Here is a 17,819-nt window from a genome sequence, read left to right on the forward strand (position 1 = left end):
CGCGCCTAAACAGGAAAATCGTCCTTAGTGTTCCTCCTGCCCCAGGAGATCCTCCTCCAGGGCCTGGCGCCACTCGCCGAGCCAGCTCAGTTCGTCGAGGAACACCATCAGCTTCACGCAGAGCGCCACGGGCTGCGGGATCCGCGCTTTCCCGGAGGCCCAGCGCCGCACCGTCCGGTCGTTCACCTTTAGTTCCCGCGACAAGGCGGTTTGCCAGCGCCCGGCCCCATAAAGGCGGGTGCAGAGCTCCCGCAGCTGCTCGGCGGACATCTCGTCTTCGTCGTCTGCCACCATGGAAATTTTCCCTCCAACGACCTCGGCGCCGGTTCGACCTGCGAAGAGGCTAGGGCATTTTAGCCAATGACGCAAGGCGATTCGGGCATTTTGTCCAGCCTTTCAGCGCTGGATTGGCTATTATGCCCTAATTTTCGGTACAGAATTGACCAGCTAAGACCATATCAGGCTATATTGCCCTATTTTTCGGAGCATATCGCGATCACATCGAAGTAATTCTGCTTGGATTGACATTTTTTCATTGACTGGCGCCCTGGTCCTGTGTATATTCTAATCATCGTTCGGGCACAGAGACAAACCCATATCGCATTCCTGATCTAAGTACTCCGCATCGCATCTTTTGTCTCTTACTTGAAGCCGACCGACATCGCATATTCAAGAATTGGGGGTCGATTTATTCGACCCCCTTTTTTTGACCTGACGGTGGGAAATACAGCGGCTTTCGTCCGGCAAACGTTTCATCCCCCTGGCACGGCCAGGCGACGACAGGTGAGGACATAGGTAATGACCAACCTTTCTGAGACCGTGACCCGGGACCGGCCGCCGCAGAAGGTGCTGATCGGGGCCCGCCTGACGGTGGAGACACTGCGGCCGATCCTCGAGGCCCACGCCCGCTACCGCGCCGGGCGCGCCGACGGCCGCCGGGCGGTGCTGCTGCGCTGCGACCTCAGCGGCCTGGATCTCTGCGGGACGGATTTGAGCGGCGCCGATCTGGTCGAATGTGACTTCGAGGGCTGCAACCTGACCGGCGCCCGCTTCGAGGAAGCCACGCTGAGCGGCTCGCGCTTCGTCGACAGCCTGCTGAACGCGGCCCGCTTCGCCGGCGCCGACCTGGCGCGCGCCGACTTCCATATGGCCGACCTGCGCGGCAGCGACCTCAGCGAGGCCAATCTGGCGGAAGCACGCCTGGAGACGGCGGCCCTGGGCACCAGCCCGGAATCGGGCCTGCCGACCACCATCGACACCCGGGTTCTCGACCGCGTCATGGCCCGGCGCTGGCGCCACTAGGGCACCACCGGCCCGCTGGGACTCCTGCCTGACCGAAACAGCAGGAGATACTCAATTATTGCGTGCAGAATTGGGAATCCTGTTAAGCCATCGTTAGTTTTCACTCCATAAACTTTTCAATAACCAAATTTGACTACCTGGAGTGGACCATTATGCGCTGGGTCATAATCGCATTCTCTCTGTTCGCCGCGTTGTGGGCCTGGCCCGCAGCCGACTCACATGCCGCTGAAGAAACGCCGACTCATTTGGAAGGCGTGACCATCGTCACACCCGACGAATTGCGCCAGATGCTGGATCAAGGGATTCGGATCTACGATTTGCGCAAGAAAGCGTCCTATGTGGACGGCCATGTGCCTGGCGCCGAAAGCGCCGCAAGCTCCTACAACGCCACGGATACCACCCTCGATACGAGCATTCTCGGGCCGAACAAATCCGATCGCATCGTCTTTTACAGCCATGGGACCACTGGCTGGAAAAGCTATTGGGCCGCGCACAGCGCGGTAGAAGCCGGCTATTCGAACGTCCTGTGGATGCGCGGCGGCTTTGCCGAGTGGTCGGCCGGAGATCATCCAGTCGCTCGCTGACACCTGCTGGCGGTTCTAGAGATCGCCGTGCCAGAATGAAAGGGCTCGCAGGTGGATCGCTGGACTCGAGGACTGGGTTGGTTCAGACGCATTAGCACCCAGGCGCAGATCGCCATGGTGGTGTTCCTGCTCGTCCTCGTTGCCCAGATGACCGCGCTGTCCTTCGCCCTGCAGCGCGATCATGCGCTGATGAGGGACATCGTCGAGGAAAACGAGTCCTCGCGCCGGATCATCGACACTTTCTCCGATGATCTGGCCGCCCTCAGCTACCGCATCATCGGCGTCAGCGGCGGGATCTACGCCGCCCAGAGCATCTCCTTCGAGCTGCCGGAACTGGGTGATCGGCTTATCAACGGCTGGAACAGTGTCGAAAATCGCCTGTCGATGCTGTCCGATGAAAAGACGCGCAAGCGTGCCGCCGAAGCCATCGACGGCTTGCCCGCCTTCCTGGAGAAGACGAGCAAACTCTTCGCCGAGATCGGACCCGTTCCCACCCGCGATGAGTTGAAGCTGCTGGAGCGCAACCACGATGAATGGCTCGACTACCGCACCTCTCTGATCATCTTCACGGATGTCGTCCGTAAGCGGGTGGCCGCGCGTTCGGCAGCCAATTTCCATGAGCTCAAGGACATCCAGTCCCAGCTCCTGATCTGGGCGGCGACCGCTTTCGCAAGCGGCATCGTGGCCCTTGGCGTGATCTGGTACATCCTGATCTTCCGGATCGCCCGCCCGGTGACCGACCTGGTCACCTCCATGCGGCGCATCGCGACCGGCGATCTCTCCTCCGAAATTCGTAACCTGGACCGCGTCAACGAAGTCGGCGCCATGGCACGCGCGGTGCAGGTGTTCAAAGAGAAGTCGCTCGAGAACCGGCACCTGCAGGCCGAGGACGACAAACGCAGGGAAGAACTGGCAAGTGCCCGCGACGAGGCACAGGCCGCCAACCGCGCGAAGTCCGACTTCCTGGCGAATATGAGCCACGAGCTGCGCACGCCGCTCAACGCCATCATCGGCTTCTCAGAGATCATGGTCCACCAGTTGCACGGCGGCCTCGGCAGCGAGCGTTACGAAGAGTACGCCAACGACATTCACCAGAGCGGCCGCCACCTGCTGGAGATCATTAACGATATCCTCGACATCGCCAAGGTGGAGGCCGGAAGGCTGGAACTGCGCGAAAACGTCATCCAGGTCCAGGAGCTCTTCGAATCCTGCCACCGGCTGATGGGCGAGCGCGCGGACAGCGCCGGGGTGACCCTTATTATCGAGCCATCGGAAGATCTTCCCGTGTTAATCGGCGACGATACCCGCCTGCGCCAGATCCTTCTTAACCTTCTTTCCAATGCCATCAAGTTCACGCCGCAGGGCGGAGAGGTGGTGCTGCGCACCTCCATCAGCCCGAATGGGCGCCCGCAATTCCATGTGGAGGACAACGGCATCGGCATGACGGAGCAGGAAATTTCGCTTGCAATGCAGCCCTTTACCCAGATCGACAACTCTCTGGCGCGAAAGTACGAAGGAACCGGTCTGGGCCTACCCCTTACAAAAGCGCTAGTGGAACTGCATTCTGGTGAGTTAGAGTTGAGTAGTGATCGAGGCAGCGGAACAACCGCCACGGTCACTTTGCCGCAACCGGTCGGAGGAACAAGACAGGCCGGAGCGCTGCAAGCGCCCCCAAAGGGGTCAAAGATGGCGCAATTGAAGAGCGGTTGATTTCAGGGGAGGTTGCAGCGGAGGGAATTCGGTAGTGGAAGCAGCAGATACGCCGGCGTCCTCGCCATCGGGGGCAGGGCGCCAACGTCTTAGAAGCGATTTTGCGACCTCCTTACTTCACTGGACGATTGTTTTACTCTTTGCCGTTAACCTTGTTACCGGCCTGCGCATAGCCGGGGACGCACCCGACGCTTCGTGGTCACGCGCCCTCTCCGGCATCCTGCCCCAGGGTAACGTCTATACCCTGCACCTCTATTCAGCCTGGGCGCTTGGCGCCGCCTGCGCCGGCTACATCGTCTTCCTGCTTTTCGCCCAGCTCGGTCAGCGCGTGGTCTTCGACTCCAGTCGGCTGCGGGCGCTCTCCTCGCACGACCGCCGCACCCGCTGGCAGTCGATCAACGTGCTGATCTACTGGATCGCCTTTCTGCTGGTGTTCGCCGCCGTCGCTTCTGGCAGCCTGCTGTATTTCAATCTCATGGACCAGTCGCAGGCGGTGCTGGCCACGGTCCACCGCATCCTGGCTTGGAGCCTGACCGCCTATGTTGTCCTGCACATTGCCGCGCAGTGGGCCATGGCGGGCTGGCGCGGCCTGCTGAAGATCCTCTCCCCGCGCATTGCCTACGTGGCCTCCGCCTGCATCGCCCTGGGCGCCGCCGGCGCCCTCGGCGCCGGCATCTTTGCGGTCGACCAGGCAACCCTGCAGCCACTGGTGCTGGAGAAGACCGACACGCCGCCGCGTCTGGACGGGAGCACCGAGGACGCGGCATGGCGAGATGCCGCGGTGGCGCAAGTAAACACCCACAACGGCCAGAACCTGCCTGAGGGCAGCACCCCGGTCCTGGTGCGCGGTGTCCACGACGGCGAGTACATCTATCTGCTGTTTGAATGGCCCGACCGTACCAGAAGCCAGAAGCACCTGCCGCTGCAGAAGACAGCCACGGGCTGGCGCGTGATGCAGAGCCAGTACAGCCGCCAGGACGAGGGGGCCTACTACGAGGACAAGTTCGCGGTGATGCTGTCCCGCGACTCCCACCTTGCCGCGCTCAGCACCTCGCACCTCGGCCCGCAACCCCTGAAGGACAAGCCCGGGGGGCCGAACGGGCGCGGCCTGCACTACACCACCGACGATTCCCTGGTCGACGTCTGGCACTGGAAATCCGTGCGCACTGGCCCGCTCGGCCAGATCGACGACAACCACTTCGGCCCGCCGTTGAGCCCGCCGGACGATCCCGCAAAGCGCTATACCGCCGGCTACAGCAAAGACCCGGCGACCGGCGGCGGCTTCACCATGAACTGGGAGAAGTTCGATACGGAGACGGTCAAGCCGCGCTGGCTGCCCCGCTCGCCGGAAGTGCTGGCCGAGCGCATGGGCAGCATCGACACCGACCCCCAAGTCGGCGACCAGGGTCTGTGGTGGATGCCGCGCAGTCTGATGGAGCCGGCGACGCCTGAGCTCGACGCGCGCTTTCCGCTGGGCACGATCATGCCCAGCGTCATCGCCGAGGCTCCTTTCACCGGCGACCGCGGCGACGTCAGCGCCGTTGCCGAGTGGTCGGACGGCTGGTGGCGCCTGGAGGTGAAGCGCGAGCTGGACACGGCTTCCGACTTCGATGTCGCCATCGGCGACGGCACCTTCCTCTGGGTCTCGGTCTTCGACCACACCCAGACGCGCCACAGCTATCACCTCCGTCCGCTCCAGATCCAGATTCGTTGAGGACCCCTCCGGGAAGCAGACCATGCCGAAACTCACCATCCGACAGTGGCCTCTTTCCATCGAAACCGGCAAAGCAACCATTCTGGAAGCCGCCCTGGAAAGCGGCGTGCCTTTCCCGCACGGATGCCGCACGGGCGAGTGCGGCACCTGCAAATGCCTGTTGCTGTCCGGCGAGGTCGGCATGAGGAACTACGACAAGCAGGTGCTGCCGGATCCGGAGAAGGCCGCCGGTTTCGTGCTGGCCTGCCGCGCCAAGCCGCGTTCGGACGTGCATGTCTCCTGGATGGGCGGAACGGTCTCCGTCGAATTGCCGGTGCGCCGCCTGCGCGCGCAGGTCACGAACATCGAGCAGGTGAGCCCGATCATCAAGCGCCTCTACCTCTGGCCGGAGCAGTCCCTGCAATTTGCCGCCGGCCAGTTCGCCCGCCTGAAATTCGCGAACCTTCCGGCGCGCGCCTATTCCTTCGCCAACACGCCGGGCGAGGAGGTGCTGGAGTTCCACATCCGCCTGATCCCCGGGGGGCGGATCAGCGAACACATCGACACGGCGTTGCAGGTCGGCGACACGGTAGAGGTCGAAGGCCCCTATGGCAGCGCCCACCTGCGCCCGGACGACGAGGGTCCCCTGGTGCTGGTGGCCGGCAGCTCAGGCCTGGCTCCTGCCAAGTCGATCATGCGCACCGCCCTGCGCAATCAGCCGGATCGCCGCGTGCACCTCTATTTCGGCGTGCGTGATGAGGTCCATGTCTATGATGAGAATGAGTTCAAGGTCCTGATTTCGCGATACAGGAACCTGCACGTCGACACGGTACTTTCGAAACCCGAGGGCGAGACCGCGCGGCGCACCGGAAGCCTGGACCAGGTGATCTCCGATGATCTGGAGCGCCACCGCAGGGCCCAGTTCTATGTGGCCGGCCCGCCGGCAATGGTGGACGCGGTCTCCAAGACGTTGACCGATCGCGGTATCGGCCGCGACCAGGTTCACGCCGATCCTTTCCACGCGCAGGGCCAGGACGCCGCCGAGCAGGTGTCCGCCGACGGCTTCAACAAGTTGCTGAATGGGGTGCGCGGCCTGCTCACCGTGGGCCGGCTGCGCCACCCGAAGAGCCGCGAGCGCTATTCACCCGAGAAGGCCATGGAGGAATCCCCTCCGCCGGCCGCCACGCCGGCGAACAGGCGCCGCCTGGGATAAGCCGGAAGGGCTATCGTCCGATTTAAAGGAAAAAATTCCCGATTCGCAGTTCCGGCCTGCTCCCGTTGTGGAGCAGGCCGGCGCGAAACGGCGTCCGGGCAACGCCGTTCTCAGTGCCGGATTGGTCGGGGAGAGAGGATTCGAACCTCCGGCCCCTACGTCCCGAACGTAGTGCTCTACCAGGCTGAGCTACTCCCCGGCGCGGCGGGTTATAGCGGCTCCCCTGGCGCAATGCAATCCCGCCGAACAGCCTGCGCTCATTTCACCGGCCCAGGGCTTTCCCCTCCTTATTATGGTTAACGCGGGTTAGCCAGAACGCCGCTGCGCCGCGCTTTGCCGCTTTCCGCCATTTGGGGCCACTGCCCTGTTGACCTGGGGACGATAATCGGGCGGGATGCTGGCGGCTCCGGACCGCCGTGGCGGCCCACCCAGACCTGGGCCGCGAGCGTCGGGGGAAAGCAAGATCGCAAACGAGGGTCCGGTGCCAGACCACAATTGTGCTCGTGAGGCCGTATGAAGGTGGTTCACTGGACGGCCGCCGCCCTGCTGGTTGCGGCGGCCTGCATGACCGGTGCCTGGGGACTCGGGGCCTTCGGGACGGCAGCGGCGCAGGACCTGTCGCTGTTCCGGATCGGCACCGGCGGCATCGGCGGCACCTACTATCCCATCGCCGGGCTTGTCGCCCAGGCGATCAGCAACCCCTCGGGCAGCTGCGAGGGCGATGAGGTCTGCGGCGTGCCCGGCCTGGTCGCCGTCGCCCAGTCGTCCAGCGGCTCGGTCGCCAACGTGAAAGACATCGCCGCCGGGCGGATCGAGTCGGGCTTCGTCCAGTCCGACGTCGCCTTCTGGGCCTACAGCGGAACCAACGCCTTCCAGGAGGAAGGCCGCCAGGGCAACCTGCGCGCCATCGCCAACCTCTATCCCGAGTCCTTCCACATCGTCGTGCGCCGCGACAGCGGCATCGAGTCCGTCGCCGGCCTGCTCGGCAAGCGCGTGGCCCTGGACGAAGTCGGCTCCGGCACCCTGGTGGGCGCCCAGCTCGTGCTGAGCACCTTCGGCCTGACGGAGGACACTATCGACGTCGCCTACCTGAAATCCGACGACGCCATCGAGAAGCTCGTCGCCGGGGAACTCGACGCCTTCTTCCTCATCGCCGGTTATCCGGCGAAGGTCATCCAGTGGGCCAACGAGAACACGGCGATCAGCCTGGTGCCGATCACCGGCGCCGAGATCGACGCGCTGGTCGAGGGCAATCCCTTCCTGCACATCGACAAGATCCCCGCCGGCGTCTACCACGGCGTCAGCGAGGTCAAGACGCTATCGGTGGCGGCGCAGTGGATCACCCGCGACGACGTCAGCGCGGAGACCGTCTACGGCATTCTCCAGTCGCTGTGGCGCAGCGATGCGCGCCGCCTGCTCGACCGCGGCCACGCCAAGGGCCGGGTCATTCGTCTGGAAACGGCTTTGGAGGGCATCGGCATCCCGCTGCACGAGGGCGCCCTGCGGTTTTATCGCGAAATCGGCCTCATTCGCCGCAGCGGCAGCGCGAGCCGCGCTCCGAGCTGAGGGCCGCAGCGCCCCGGCAATTGGCGCAGAATTCACGCTTCTGCCGCGGCCCGCCAAACACCATTGAGTTACTGTGCTTTGGACTTGTTCAGGGCGAAGCCATGGGCTAGCTTCGATGCACTTTGGTGCAACTGCGAAAGCACCTCTGGCTGCGCCAAAGGGGGAATCAACAATGCCCGTCAGCAGCGATGGCGGGTGCGAAGTGAACGGGAGGACTTATTCGAATGCGCATCCGCAGAACGATGAAGCTCGCCGTCTCGGCGCTGGCGCTGGGGGCCGTCATGGCTCTCGGAACCGTCGGCGACGCCGCGGCTCAGGACAAGCGTGTCCGCTGGAACATGGCGAGCGCCTACGGTAGCAAACTGACTCAGCTTGGCACCCTTGGCGTGCGGCTGTCCGATGAGTTGGAGGCCGTCTCCGGCGGCTCGCTCCGCTTCAAGTTCTTTGAGCCCGGCGCCCTGGTGCCCGCCCTCGAAATGTTCGACGCCATCTCGGCCGGCTCCATCGACGCCGGCTGGTCGACCCCCGGATACTGGACCGGCAAGAACGAGGCTTTCGCCCTCTTCGCCGCCGTTCCCTTTGGCCCCCGCGCCGGTGAGTACCTGGGCTGGTACTACCACGGCGGCGGCAAGGAGCTCTTCGACGAGCTTTACGCCGAATACGGCATCAAGTCGGTGATGTGCGGCGTCATCGCGCCGGAGGCCTCCGGCTGGTTCCGCAAGGAGATCAACAGCACCGACGACCTCAAGGGCCTGAAGATGCGTTTCTTCGGCCTGGGCGCCAAGGTCATGGAGAAGATGGGCGTTTCCACGCAGCTGCTGGCGGGCGGCGACATCTTCCCGGCGCTTGAGCGCGGCTCCATCGATGCCACCGAGTTCTCCATGCCTGCCATCGATCTGAACCTGGGCTTCTACCAGGTCGCCAAGCACTACTACTTCCCGGGCTGGCATCAGCAGTCGACCCTGTTCGACCTGATGATGAACAAGGAGAAGTACGACGCGCTTTCCGACACCCAGAAGGCGCAGATCGACGCCGTCTGCGGCGCCAACATCACCGCCGGTCTGGCCGAGGGTGAAGCCATCCAGGGTGCGGCCCTGGCCGAGCTGAAGGAAAAAGGCGTGACCATCCACCGCTGGCCGCCGGAAGTCCTGGACGAGCTGCGGGGCGCCTGGAACGAGGTCGCCGCCGAACTGGCTGCCTCCAACCCCACCTTCAAGAAGGTCTGGGACTCGCTCACCGCTTATCGTGAGCAGTACAAGATCTGGGGCGACCTGGGTTATCTGTGATCCGGACGCTTAAGCGTTCCGGACCGGCTATAGGTCTTTGACCGACAGGTCCTGGATTGATTAGCGCCGGAGGCTCTTCCACGAGGCTCCGGCGCTTTTCTTTTCAGCCCATTTCTGCAAAAAGCTGAAGTCCGCAAGATTGGGAACAGTGGCATGGAACTCCTGATACGCGTCAGCGACGTGCTGGACCGCGTCATCATCAAAGTCGGCAGGCTCGCCGCCTGGGCGGGGCTTTTCCTCATCCTGGTGACGATTTTCGACGTGGTGACACGGCGCTTCCTGGTGCTCGGGTCGACGAAGCTGCAGGAGGCCGAATGGCACCTGCACGTGATCCTCTTCGCTTTCTGCCTGGGTTACGCCTACCTGAAGGACGCCCACGTGCGCATCGACCTGCTGCGCGAGAACCTCAGCGAGCGCACCCAATGGTGGATCGAGGTCGCCGGCTGCCTCTTGTTCCTGCTGCCCTACTGCGGGCTGGTCATCTGGTTCGGCATCGACTTCACCGAACGCTCCTACGCCACCCAGGAGATTTCGGCCTCGGCCACCGGCCTGACCCACCGCTGGCTCATCAAGATTGTGATCCCGATCGGGTTCGGCTTCCTGGCCTTGAGCGGCATCACCGTGCTGCTGCGCAAGCTGATCGAACTCTTCGGCCCCGAAGAGCTGCGCCAGAAAGTGCATGAGATCGAAGAAGCGGAAATCGAACACCTAGTCGACGTCGTCCCGCCCGAGCTGCGCAGGTACGACGACCAGCGCGACGGGGGGCAGAACTAATGGACTTCTATATCGAAGATTTTCTTCCGCTCTTCATGTTCGCGGCGCTGGGCATTCTGCTGTTCAGCGGCTACCCGGTGGCTTTCATCCTGGGCGGCATCGGCCTGGCCTTCGGCTTCATCGGCATGTTCTTCGACGTCTTCAGCTTCATCCAGTTCTTCAACATCGTGCCGCGCATCTGGGGCGGCATTGCCGAGAACCTGGTGCTGACCGCGATTCCCATGTTCATCTTCATGGGCACCATGCTGGAACGCTCAGGCGTGGCCAGCGACCTGCTGCACTGCCTGCAGGTGCTGCTGCGCCGCGTGCCCGGCGGCCTGGCGCTCTCGGTGACCCTGATGGGCACCATCATGGCCGCGACCACCGGCATCATCGGCGCTTCGGTGGTGATGATGACCCTGCTGGCCCTGCCGGTGATGCTGAAGCGGGACTACAACGTTCCCCTGGCGACGGGCACCATCGCCGCTTCCGGCACCCTGGGCATCCTGATCCCGCCCTCGATCATGCTGGTGATCATGGCTGACCTGCTGGCCCGTTCGGTCGGCAACCTCTTCGTCGCGGCGATCATTCCCGGTTTCATGCTCGCCGTCTTTTACATGCTCTACATTCTGGTGCTCTGCGGCTTCAAGCCGAAGCTGGCGCCGCCCTTGCCCAAGGAAGAAGGACCCGATAGCGCCGGCGGCATTCTGCTGCTGGTGGTGCGCTCCTTCATCCCGCCGCTGTTCCTGGTGTTCCTGGTACTCGGCTCGATCCTCTTCGGCTGGGCGACGCCCACCGAGGCCGCCGGCGTCGGCGGCGCCGGCGCCATCCTTCTGGCGGCGGTCAACAGGCGCCTGAACTTCTCCGTGCTGAAAGACGTGCTCGAGCGCTCGGCGCTGACCGGCGGCATGCTGTTCGGCATCTTCCTCGGCGCGACCTGCTTCTCCTACGTCTTCCGGGCGCTGGGCGGCGACGACATTGTCATCGACCTGGTGGAAAGCCTCGGCCTCGGCTCCTGGGGGCTGCTGCTGATGCTCATGGCCATCGTGTTCTTCCTTGGCTTCTTCTTCGACTGGATCGAGATCACGCTGATCGTGCTGCCGGTGTTCTCGCCGATCATCGGGGCGCTCGATTTCGGAAACCACGTCGAGTCCTTGGAGATCACCTACTGGTTCGCCATTCTGCTGGCGGTGAACCTGCAGACCTCCTTCCTGACGCCGCCCTTCGGCTTCGCCTTGTTCTATATGAAGGGCGTGGCGCCGCCAGAGGTGAAGATTCAGCAGATCTACAAGGGGATCATTCCCTTCGTACTCCTGCAGCTCGCCGGGTTGGGCCTGATCATGGCCTTCCCCGACATCGCCCTCTGGCTGCCCAGGGTCCTGCTGAACTAGTAGGGACTTCCCTCGCAGGCAAAAAAACGGCGCCGGTCCCTCAAGACCGGCGCCGCTTCGCATTCCCCTGCGAAGTCGGTTGCCGCGCCGCCTCAGGCAGCGAGCTGGCGCAGCTTGTTCATCAGATAGTCGATGTCGTCCTGGGACATCTTGGAGGCCGGATCCTCGAACTGCGTCAGCAGCCGCTCGATGATGCGGGCCACGAAGCGCTCGCGGTCGTTGCGGCCGCCGTCGTAGTCCTCTTCCTCCAGAATCTGCACCGCGGCGCGCACCGCGCTGTAGAGACGCTCGGGCATCTTGGCCTTCTCGTAGATCGAGCTGAGGCCGAGGTCACCGCCGTCGTGGATCAGCTTCTGGGCGTTCTTCACCGGCACATTGGCGAGACGCGCCAGGGCGGTCTCGAAGAACGCCATGTCGCCGACGCAGAGCGCACGAATGATCAGCGAGGGGGTCAGGCGGCCGTTGACGTGGATCTGGTAGACCAGCTCCTCCAGGTCGGCGCCGGAGGCGCCGCGGCTCAACAGGCTGACGGTGGCCCGCTCGCGGGTCTGCAGGATCAGGTTGGCGGCCGCGTCGGCCGGCAGGTCGTGCTTGCTGACCAGATAGTTCTCCAGCTTCTGGGCCATGGCCGAGACGAGCTGCTCGGAAATGGCCGGCGGCAGGACGGGCCGCCGCGAGATCGACTCGGCGACCTCTTCGCTGGAGTTGTAGTCGGTCAGCACGCGCCCCAGGGCCTCTTCCGTCAGCTCGGCGCCTTCGTTGGCGACCAGACGGGCGACGGCGGTCTCGTTGCCGGTGTCGATGAGGGCATCGGCCACGGCCGTGGAAACGGTGGCGCGCTGGGCGATGGCGACCTGCTTGGCGGCGGCGTTTTCGCTGCGCACGATCTCGATCAAGTCGTCGTCGGTCAGCACTTCGGAATACTTCAGCACCGGCAGGGACACGCTGTCGACGTCCTTGGCCAGCGCAAGGGCCAGGTCGTGCGGCAGGTCCGGGGTGCTCTTCAGGTTGGCGGCCAGCGCTTCGCGCACCAGCACCTCGGCGTCATGAGCCAGCTTGCGGAAGATCTCCTCCGCCAGGCGGCGCTCGGCCTCGGTCATGCGCGGGTATTTGCGATCGTACTGCGCCGCGATCTTCGAAGTCGTCTCAGCTCGGACGTCCGGCGACGGGTCCGCCATCAGGCGGGCGACGTCTTCCTGGGAAAGGCTTCCTGTCATGTCTCTCTCGGTCAAGCCTCAACGAATGTGGCACGCAGCAGGGAGCGGAATCCGCCCTACTTGGAAGTGCCCCAACAGGATGATTATCGGGGACCTGCGTTAATTCATGCTTAAAATTCGTAGGCTTGGGGACTGCCGGAAAAGCCCCGGCCAGCAAGGCGGGACAGGGTAAAAGCGAGGTTAAGCGCGCCGGGGAGCGCCGCCGGGGGCCGGGCCGGCTACTGCCGCTCCAACAGGGCGCGGGCGACACCCTGGATCTGCTCGTCCAGGGAAATATCCAGGAAAGACGTCACTTCCAGATCGCGGTCTTCATAGACGTCGACGTCCGGCAGACGTTGCTGCCAGGCCTCGACCTTGCGGTCGCGGGCCTGCAGCAGATCGGCGATCTGCGGCTTGTAGAGCCGGATCATGGCCGAGACCCAGCGATTCACTGGCCAGGACGGCTGGGCGTGGTCGATCTTGAAGACGTCCAGCAGGCGGATCACGTCCTCGGCCTTGTACCAGACCTCGCCGGTCACCCAGCGGTTCACGGTGAAGAGGCGGAACGGCAGGCCCGCCGGGGTCATGGCAATGGCGACCAGGTGGCTGAGGGCGTCGTTGGGGTCCTCCGGCGCCTCGTAGCCGGGCACCCTGGCCGGCTTGATGCCGGCCGGCATGCCCTTGGGGCGCACGAAGGTGTGGAAGTGACCATGCTCGCCCTCGAAGCGCTGATCGGAGGCATGGGCGTGGTAGTAGTACTGCCCGTGGGTCTCGTGGTCGTAGACGTCGCCCGGCGGGTAGTGGTCCCACTCGTAGAAGGTGCCGTTGTTCTTCAGCAGCTCGCCGACGATGTTGTCGCCGGTCTTGGAGAGCACGCGGTGGACCTCCATGACCTCGGCCCCCGCCTCGGCCATGTCCTCCAAGGCCTCGGTCGGCAGGCTTTCCAGCGCGTAGTCGCCGTCCAGCGCGGCATCCCGGATTGTCGCTTCGCTTCGCATAACGTCGCTAACCTAAGGAGACTTGCCGGTTCTTGCCAGCAAACTCTCTTTCACGTCACCGTGATTTTTCGCCTAGTCCATCACTAGCCGGAAACCGATGAGGATATGTTTAAGGCCGGCCGGCCGGCCGTGGCCCGCCGCCGGGCGGCAGACCCCGCAGCCGCGGTCGTCCCAGGAGCCGCCCTTGACCAGGAAGCGGTCCCCCTTTGCCGATGAGCCGGCCGGCGTGGCCGTCCACTCGAACACCTGGCCCGCCGCGTCCAGCAGGCCGTAGGGGCTGGACCCGGCCGGGAAGCTGCCCACCGGCAGGGTGTCGAAGGCTCCCCGCTCCTCGCCAGAGCCGTCGTGGCTGTTGAGCTTGCGAGGGTCCCAGGCGTCGCCCCAGGGGAAGCGGCGCCCCTCGGTCCCGCGCGCGGCCTTTTCCCACTCCAGGGCCGTCGGCAGGCGCCAGCGCCGCCCGGTCTCGGCGGAGAGCCAGGCGGCGAAGGCCTTGGCATCGCCGTGGGAGACCAGGACCACCGGGTGCGCCTCCCGCCCCTGCGGCGGCTGCCCGCCGCGCCAGGCGTGGCGTCGGGTGCGCTCGTAGGGATGGATCAGACCATAGCCTTGCCACTCCTCAGCGCTGACGTCGGGCGGGCGATGACCGGTGGCGGCGACGAAGGCGGCGTAGAGGCGGTTGGTGACCGGGGCGCGCATGATCGAGAAGGCCGGCAGCTCGACCTCGCGCCGCGCGCCCTCCGCCTCGTACCAGCGCTGCTTTCGGGTAACGCTGTGGCCGTAGGCGGCTTCATCCAGGCGATAAGCGGCCTCGCGCTCGGTCCTGTCGGAGCCGGCGACAAAGGGGCCCGCCGGCACCTCGACGACCTCAGGGACCAGTTCGGGCGCCAGCTCGGCGGCCGGGGCCGGCAGCGGAGTAGCGGCGGCGAGCAGGCAGAGCAGGCCCAGGACACGGCGGTTCATGACCGCGAGCCTAAGCCACGCTTCGCTCAAGGGCGCATCACGTTTCGGTGCTCAGGCGCAGGCCTCAGTTACGTACCACGGTAACCGAGCAGTCGGCATGGCGCACCACCCGGGAGGCGTTGGGGCCGAGGAGATAGTCCTGCAGCTCGGGCCGGTGCGAAGCCATGACGATCATGTCGATGCTGTGCTCCTTGGCGAAGCCCAGGATCTCTTCGTAGATCGTGCCGTGCGCCACGATGTGCTGCACCGGAATGCCCTCGGGCACCCGCTCCTTGACGAAGGCGTGCAGGCTTTGGTTCGCGGCCTCCACGGCCTTCTCCTGGTAGTCGACCGGAAAGAAGGAAGACACGAAACTTTCCCCGAAGTCCGGCACGATGGTCATGACGTGCAGGCGGCTGCCGAAGGCCTTGGCCAGCTCGATGGCGGTGCTGACGGCCTTCTCCTGGGTCTCGGGATTGCCGAGATCGACCGGCAAGAGGATATCCTTGAACATAGCTGTGCTTCCCCCCTACGCGGTCGCCCCGGCGAGCTGCCTGGCCCGCCGACCGCGCTGCATGAAAACGATAAGCCCCAGCACCAGCAGCGCCGGGATGTACATCAGTTCCTTGGGCAGCTGGTCGATCGGCTCCTTGACCACGACGATCTTCTGGCCGAAGTCGAGCCCGGCCGCCTTGGCGTCCGAGTCGTAGATCGCGTTGTCGACCTCGACCACGTCGCCGTCGATGTAGAGCTCCAGACCCGCCGCGACCAGGCGGTCTTCCCCGGTCTCGCCCTCGCCCAGCGGCAGGATGGCGACGAAGCTCCTGGGGTTGCCGACCGCGTCCTGGCCGTCGACCCGCAGGCGCAGCTCGTCGCCCGCCTGCAGGCGGTCGGCGATCTCGACGATCTGCGCCGGCGCCACGTCGCGGGTCGGCGGCGAGATCATGTCCATCCAGAAGCCGGGACGGAACAGCGTGAAGGCGATGAGCAGCAGCGCCACGGTTTCGTAGACCCTGTTCCGCGCCAGGAAGAATCCCTGTGTCGCCGCCGCGAATATCAACATCGCGACCGTGGCCACGATGAAGACGGCGATGCCGCCGATCCAGCCCACGTCGATCAGCAGCAGGTCGGTGTTGAAGATGAAGAGGAACGGCAGGGCCGCCGTGCGCAGGCTGTAGAAAAAGGCGACGAAGCCGGTCTTGATCGGGTCGCCGCCGGACACCGCCGCGGCCGCGAAGGAGGCAAGCCCCACCGGCGGCGTCACGTCGGCCATGATGCCGAAGTAGAAGACGAAGAGGTGCACGGCGATCAGCGGCACGATGAGGCCGGCGTCCTGTCCCAGCTGCACGATGACCGGGGCCAGCAGCGAGGAGACGACGATGTAGTTCGCCGTCGTCGGCAGGCCCATGCCGAGAATGAGGCTCAGGACCGCGGTCCAGATCAGGATCAGCATGATGTTGCCGAAGGAGAGGACCTCGACCAGTTCGGCCAGCACCAGGCCGACGCCGGTCTGCGACACCGCGCCGACGATGATGCCGGCGGTGGCCGTGGCGATGCCGATGCCGATCATGTTGCGGGCGCCGGTGATCAGGCCGTCGATCATCTCGTTCCAGCCGCGCCGCGTCTCCGCGGCAAGGTCGCCCGCGCCGCGGAAAAAGGCGAAGAGCGGACGCTGGGTGATCAGGATGAACAGCATGAAGGCCGTGGCCCAGAAGGCCGAGAGGCCCGGCGAGAGGCGCTCCACCATCAGGCACCAGACCAGGACGACCACCGGCAGGATGAACTGCAGCCCCGACTTGACCGTCGGTCCGACCAGCGGCAGCGAGACGACAGGCGAGTTCGGGTCGTCGAGTTCGAGCTCCGGATAGCCGGCGCAGAACTTCACGAGACCGATATACACCACCGTCAAGGCGGCGGCGATCACCCAGCCGGACGAATCGCCGGCGAAGAGCTTGATCCAGCCGATGCCGTAGTAGACGGCGACCGCCAGCACGGCGATGCCGATGAAGCCGATGAGGAAGCCCATGATGGCGACCATCCAGGGCTTCGGTGCGGAGGCGCGCGGCAGCCCCAGCATGTCAGCCTTCATGGCCTCCAGGTGTACGATGTAGACCAGCGCGATGTAGGAGATCAGCGCCGGTACAAAGGCGTTCGTCACCACCTCGAAGTAGGAGATGCCGACGTACTCAACCATCAGGAAGGCGGCGGCGCCCATGACCGGCGGCATGATCTGGCCGTTCACCGAGGAGGCCACCTCGACGGCACCCGCCTTCTCCGGCGAGAAACCGACCCGCTTCATCATCGGAATGGTGAAGGTGCCGGTGGTCACCACGTTGGCGATGGAGGAACCGGAGATGAGGCCGGTCATGGCCGAGGCGACCACCGCCGCCTTGGCCGGGCCGCCGCGGTAGTGACCGAGCAGCGAGAAGGCGACCTTGATGAAGTAGTTGCCGGCCCCGGCCTTGTCGAGCAGGGCGCCGAAGAGAACGAAGAGGAAGACAAAGCTGGTCGACACGCCCAGCGCGATGCCGAAAACGCCTTCGGACGAAAGCCATTGGTGATAGGCGACCGCGCCGAAGCTGGCGCCCTTCCAGGCCAGGATGCCCGGCATGTGCGGGCCGCCGAAGGTGTAGAGCAGGAAGACCATGGCAACAATCATCAAGGGCGGCCCAAGCGCCCGCCTTGTGGCCTCCAGCAACAGCACGATGCCGACACAGAACACGACGATGTCCGTCATGTTGGGGTTGTTGGGGCGCGCCGACAGCTCTGTGTAGAGAATGAAATTGTAGGCCGCCGCCAAGGCCGCGACCACCGCCAGCACCCAATCCTGCACGGGAATGTGGTCGCGCGGAGAACGCTTCAGCGCCGGGAAAGCGAGAAATGCCAGGAAGACCGAAAAGGCGAGATGGATGGAACGCGCCTCAGTGTCGTTGAAGACACCGACACCGACAATGAATGGCAGCGGCGAGGCGATCCAGACCTGAAACAGCGACCAGAGAAGCGCTGCCCCTAGAATGACCTTGCCGGCCGAGCCGACAGGATTGCGGCCGCCAGTGTCGGTCGATGCGACAAGATCTTGAAGTTCCTCCTCCGACAACTGGGTGCCGGTGGCCTTTTCCTCACTCATGCTGTCCCCCAAAGTCGACCGACTTGAATCGCCGGCGCTTCAATCCCCGTAGAAAAAGAAA

General features: G+C 64.6%; 15 protein-coding genes, 1 tRNA gene and 1 pseudogene. 9 read left to right on the forward strand and 8 right to left on the reverse strand.

The annotated features are described in order from the left end of the window. Positions 1–24: 24 nt before the first annotated feature. On the reverse strand, positions 25–294 hold the full coding sequence (locus H7X47_RS18335) for a hypothetical protein (protein WP_193370188.1): 270 nt from the start codon (positions 292–294) through the stop codon (positions 25–27). Positions 295–798: 504 nt separating this feature from the next. On the opposite strand from H7X47_RS18335, the gene H7X47_RS18340 reads away from it, so the two are divergent. From H7X47_RS18340 to H7X47_RS18350, 3 genes and pseudogenes are all read left to right on the forward strand, one after another. After that, entirely contained in the window at positions 799–1,302 is a 504-nt protein-coding gene (locus H7X47_RS18340; RefSeq protein ID WP_193370190.1) for a pentapeptide repeat-containing protein, read from the forward strand. Between the two features lie 152 nt (positions 1,303–1,454). Beyond that, the gene (locus tag H7X47_RS18345; RefSeq protein ID WP_193370192.1) at positions 1,455–1,886 is read left to right on the forward strand and encodes a rhodanese-like domain-containing protein; all 432 of its coding nucleotides are present in this window, start codon (positions 1,455–1,457) and stop codon (positions 1,884–1,886) included. A 384-nt stretch (positions 1,887–2,270) separates the two neighbouring features. Next, positions 2,271–3,506: pseudogene (locus H7X47_RS18350) on the forward strand (sensor histidine kinase); the annotation flags it as partial. Here H7X47_RS18350 and H7X47_RS26560 read toward each other — a convergent pair. Beyond that, positions 3,502–3,681 carry a (2Fe-2S)-binding protein gene (locus H7X47_RS26560; RefSeq protein WP_367575731.1) on the reverse strand — a complete coding sequence of 60 codons (180 nt, stop codon included), beginning with the start codon at positions 3,679–3,681 and terminating at the stop codon, positions 3,502–3,504. The pseudogene H7X47_RS18350 and the gene H7X47_RS26560 sit on opposite strands and share 5 nt — an antisense overlap. Between H7X47_RS26560 and H7X47_RS18355 the strand changes: the two genes are divergently transcribed. Both H7X47_RS18355 and H7X47_RS18360 read left to right on the forward strand, forming a co-directional pair. Continuing rightward, positions 3,631–5,310, forward strand: coding sequence for an ethylbenzene dehydrogenase-related protein (locus tag H7X47_RS18355; RefSeq protein ID WP_193370194.1), 1,680 nt, complete (start codon positions 3,631–3,633; stop codon positions 5,308–5,310). The genes H7X47_RS26560 and H7X47_RS18355 overlap by 51 nt on opposite strands. Positions 5,311–5,332: 22 nt before the next feature. Next, complete coding sequence (locus H7X47_RS18360) at positions 5,333–6,502, forward strand: 2Fe-2S iron-sulfur cluster-binding protein (RefSeq protein ID WP_193370195.1); 1,170 nt, start codon at positions 5,333–5,335, stop codon at positions 6,500–6,502. A gap of 122 nt (positions 6,503–6,624) precedes the next feature. On the opposite strand, the gene H7X47_RS18365 is transcribed toward H7X47_RS18360, so the two are convergent. Continuing rightward, positions 6,625–6,701: transfer RNA gene (locus H7X47_RS18365), tRNA-Pro, on the reverse strand. Between the two features lie 314 nt (positions 6,702–7,015). Between H7X47_RS18365 and H7X47_RS18370 the strand changes: the two genes are divergently transcribed. From H7X47_RS18370 to H7X47_RS18385, 4 genes are all read left to right on the forward strand, one after another. Next, positions 7,016–8,068: a TAXI family TRAP transporter solute-binding subunit gene (locus H7X47_RS18370; RefSeq protein WP_193370196.1), complete on the forward strand. Its 1,053-nt coding sequence runs from the start codon at positions 7,016–7,018 to the stop codon at positions 8,066–8,068. A 224-nt stretch (positions 8,069–8,292) separates the two neighbouring features. Beyond that, positions 8,293–9,354 (forward strand): TRAP transporter substrate-binding protein, encoded by a 1,062-nt coding sequence (locus tag H7X47_RS18375; protein WP_193370197.1) that lies wholly within the window; start codon positions 8,293–8,295, stop codon positions 9,352–9,354. Positions 9,355–9,507: 153 nt separating this feature from the next. Then, complete coding sequence (locus H7X47_RS18380; protein ID WP_193370198.1) at positions 9,508–10,128, forward strand: TRAP transporter small permease subunit; 621 nt, start codon at positions 9,508–9,510, stop codon at positions 10,126–10,128. Then, on the forward strand, positions 10,128–11,498 hold the full coding sequence (locus tag H7X47_RS18385; RefSeq protein WP_193370199.1) for a TRAP transporter large permease: 1,371 nt from the start codon (positions 10,128–10,130) through the stop codon (positions 11,496–11,498). The genes H7X47_RS18380 and H7X47_RS18385 overlap by 1 nt, the downstream gene beginning before the upstream one ends. A gap of 92 nt (positions 11,499–11,590) precedes the next feature. Here H7X47_RS18385 and spbR read toward each other — a convergent pair whose 3' ends face one another. From spbR to H7X47_RS18410, 5 genes are all read right to left on the reverse strand, one after another. After that, positions 11,591–12,715 (reverse strand): SpbR family protein, encoded by a 1,125-nt coding sequence (spbR, locus tag H7X47_RS18390; RefSeq protein WP_193370200.1) that lies wholly within the window; start codon positions 12,713–12,715, stop codon positions 11,591–11,593. Between the two features lie 218 nt (positions 12,716–12,933). Further along, positions 12,934–13,692 carry a DUF6969 family protein gene (locus H7X47_RS18395; RefSeq protein WP_193370201.1) on the reverse strand — a complete coding sequence of 253 codons (759 nt, stop codon included), beginning with the start codon at positions 13,690–13,692 and terminating at the stop codon, positions 12,934–12,936. Positions 13,693–13,764: 72 nt separating this feature from the next. Then, positions 13,765–14,652: a formylglycine-generating enzyme family protein gene (locus H7X47_RS18400; protein WP_193370202.1), complete on the reverse strand. Its 888-nt coding sequence runs from the start codon at positions 14,650–14,652 to the stop codon at positions 13,765–13,767. A 64-nt stretch (positions 14,653–14,716) separates the two neighbouring features. Further along, positions 14,717–15,145 carry a universal stress protein gene (locus tag H7X47_RS18405; RefSeq protein ID WP_193370203.1) on the reverse strand — a complete coding sequence of 143 codons (429 nt, stop codon included), beginning with the start codon at positions 15,143–15,145 and terminating at the stop codon, positions 14,717–14,719. Between the two features lie 15 nt (positions 15,146–15,160). Beyond that, positions 15,161–17,758 (reverse strand): TRAP transporter permease, encoded by a 2,598-nt coding sequence (locus H7X47_RS18410; protein WP_193370204.1) that lies wholly within the window; start codon positions 17,756–17,758, stop codon positions 15,161–15,163. Positions 17,759–17,819: the final 61 nt, after the last annotated feature.

The sequence above is a fragment of the Pelagibius marinus genome (genome assembly GCF_014925385.1).
Lineage (GTDB): Bacteria > Pseudomonadota > Alphaproteobacteria > Kiloniellales > Kiloniellaceae > Pelagibius > Pelagibius marinus.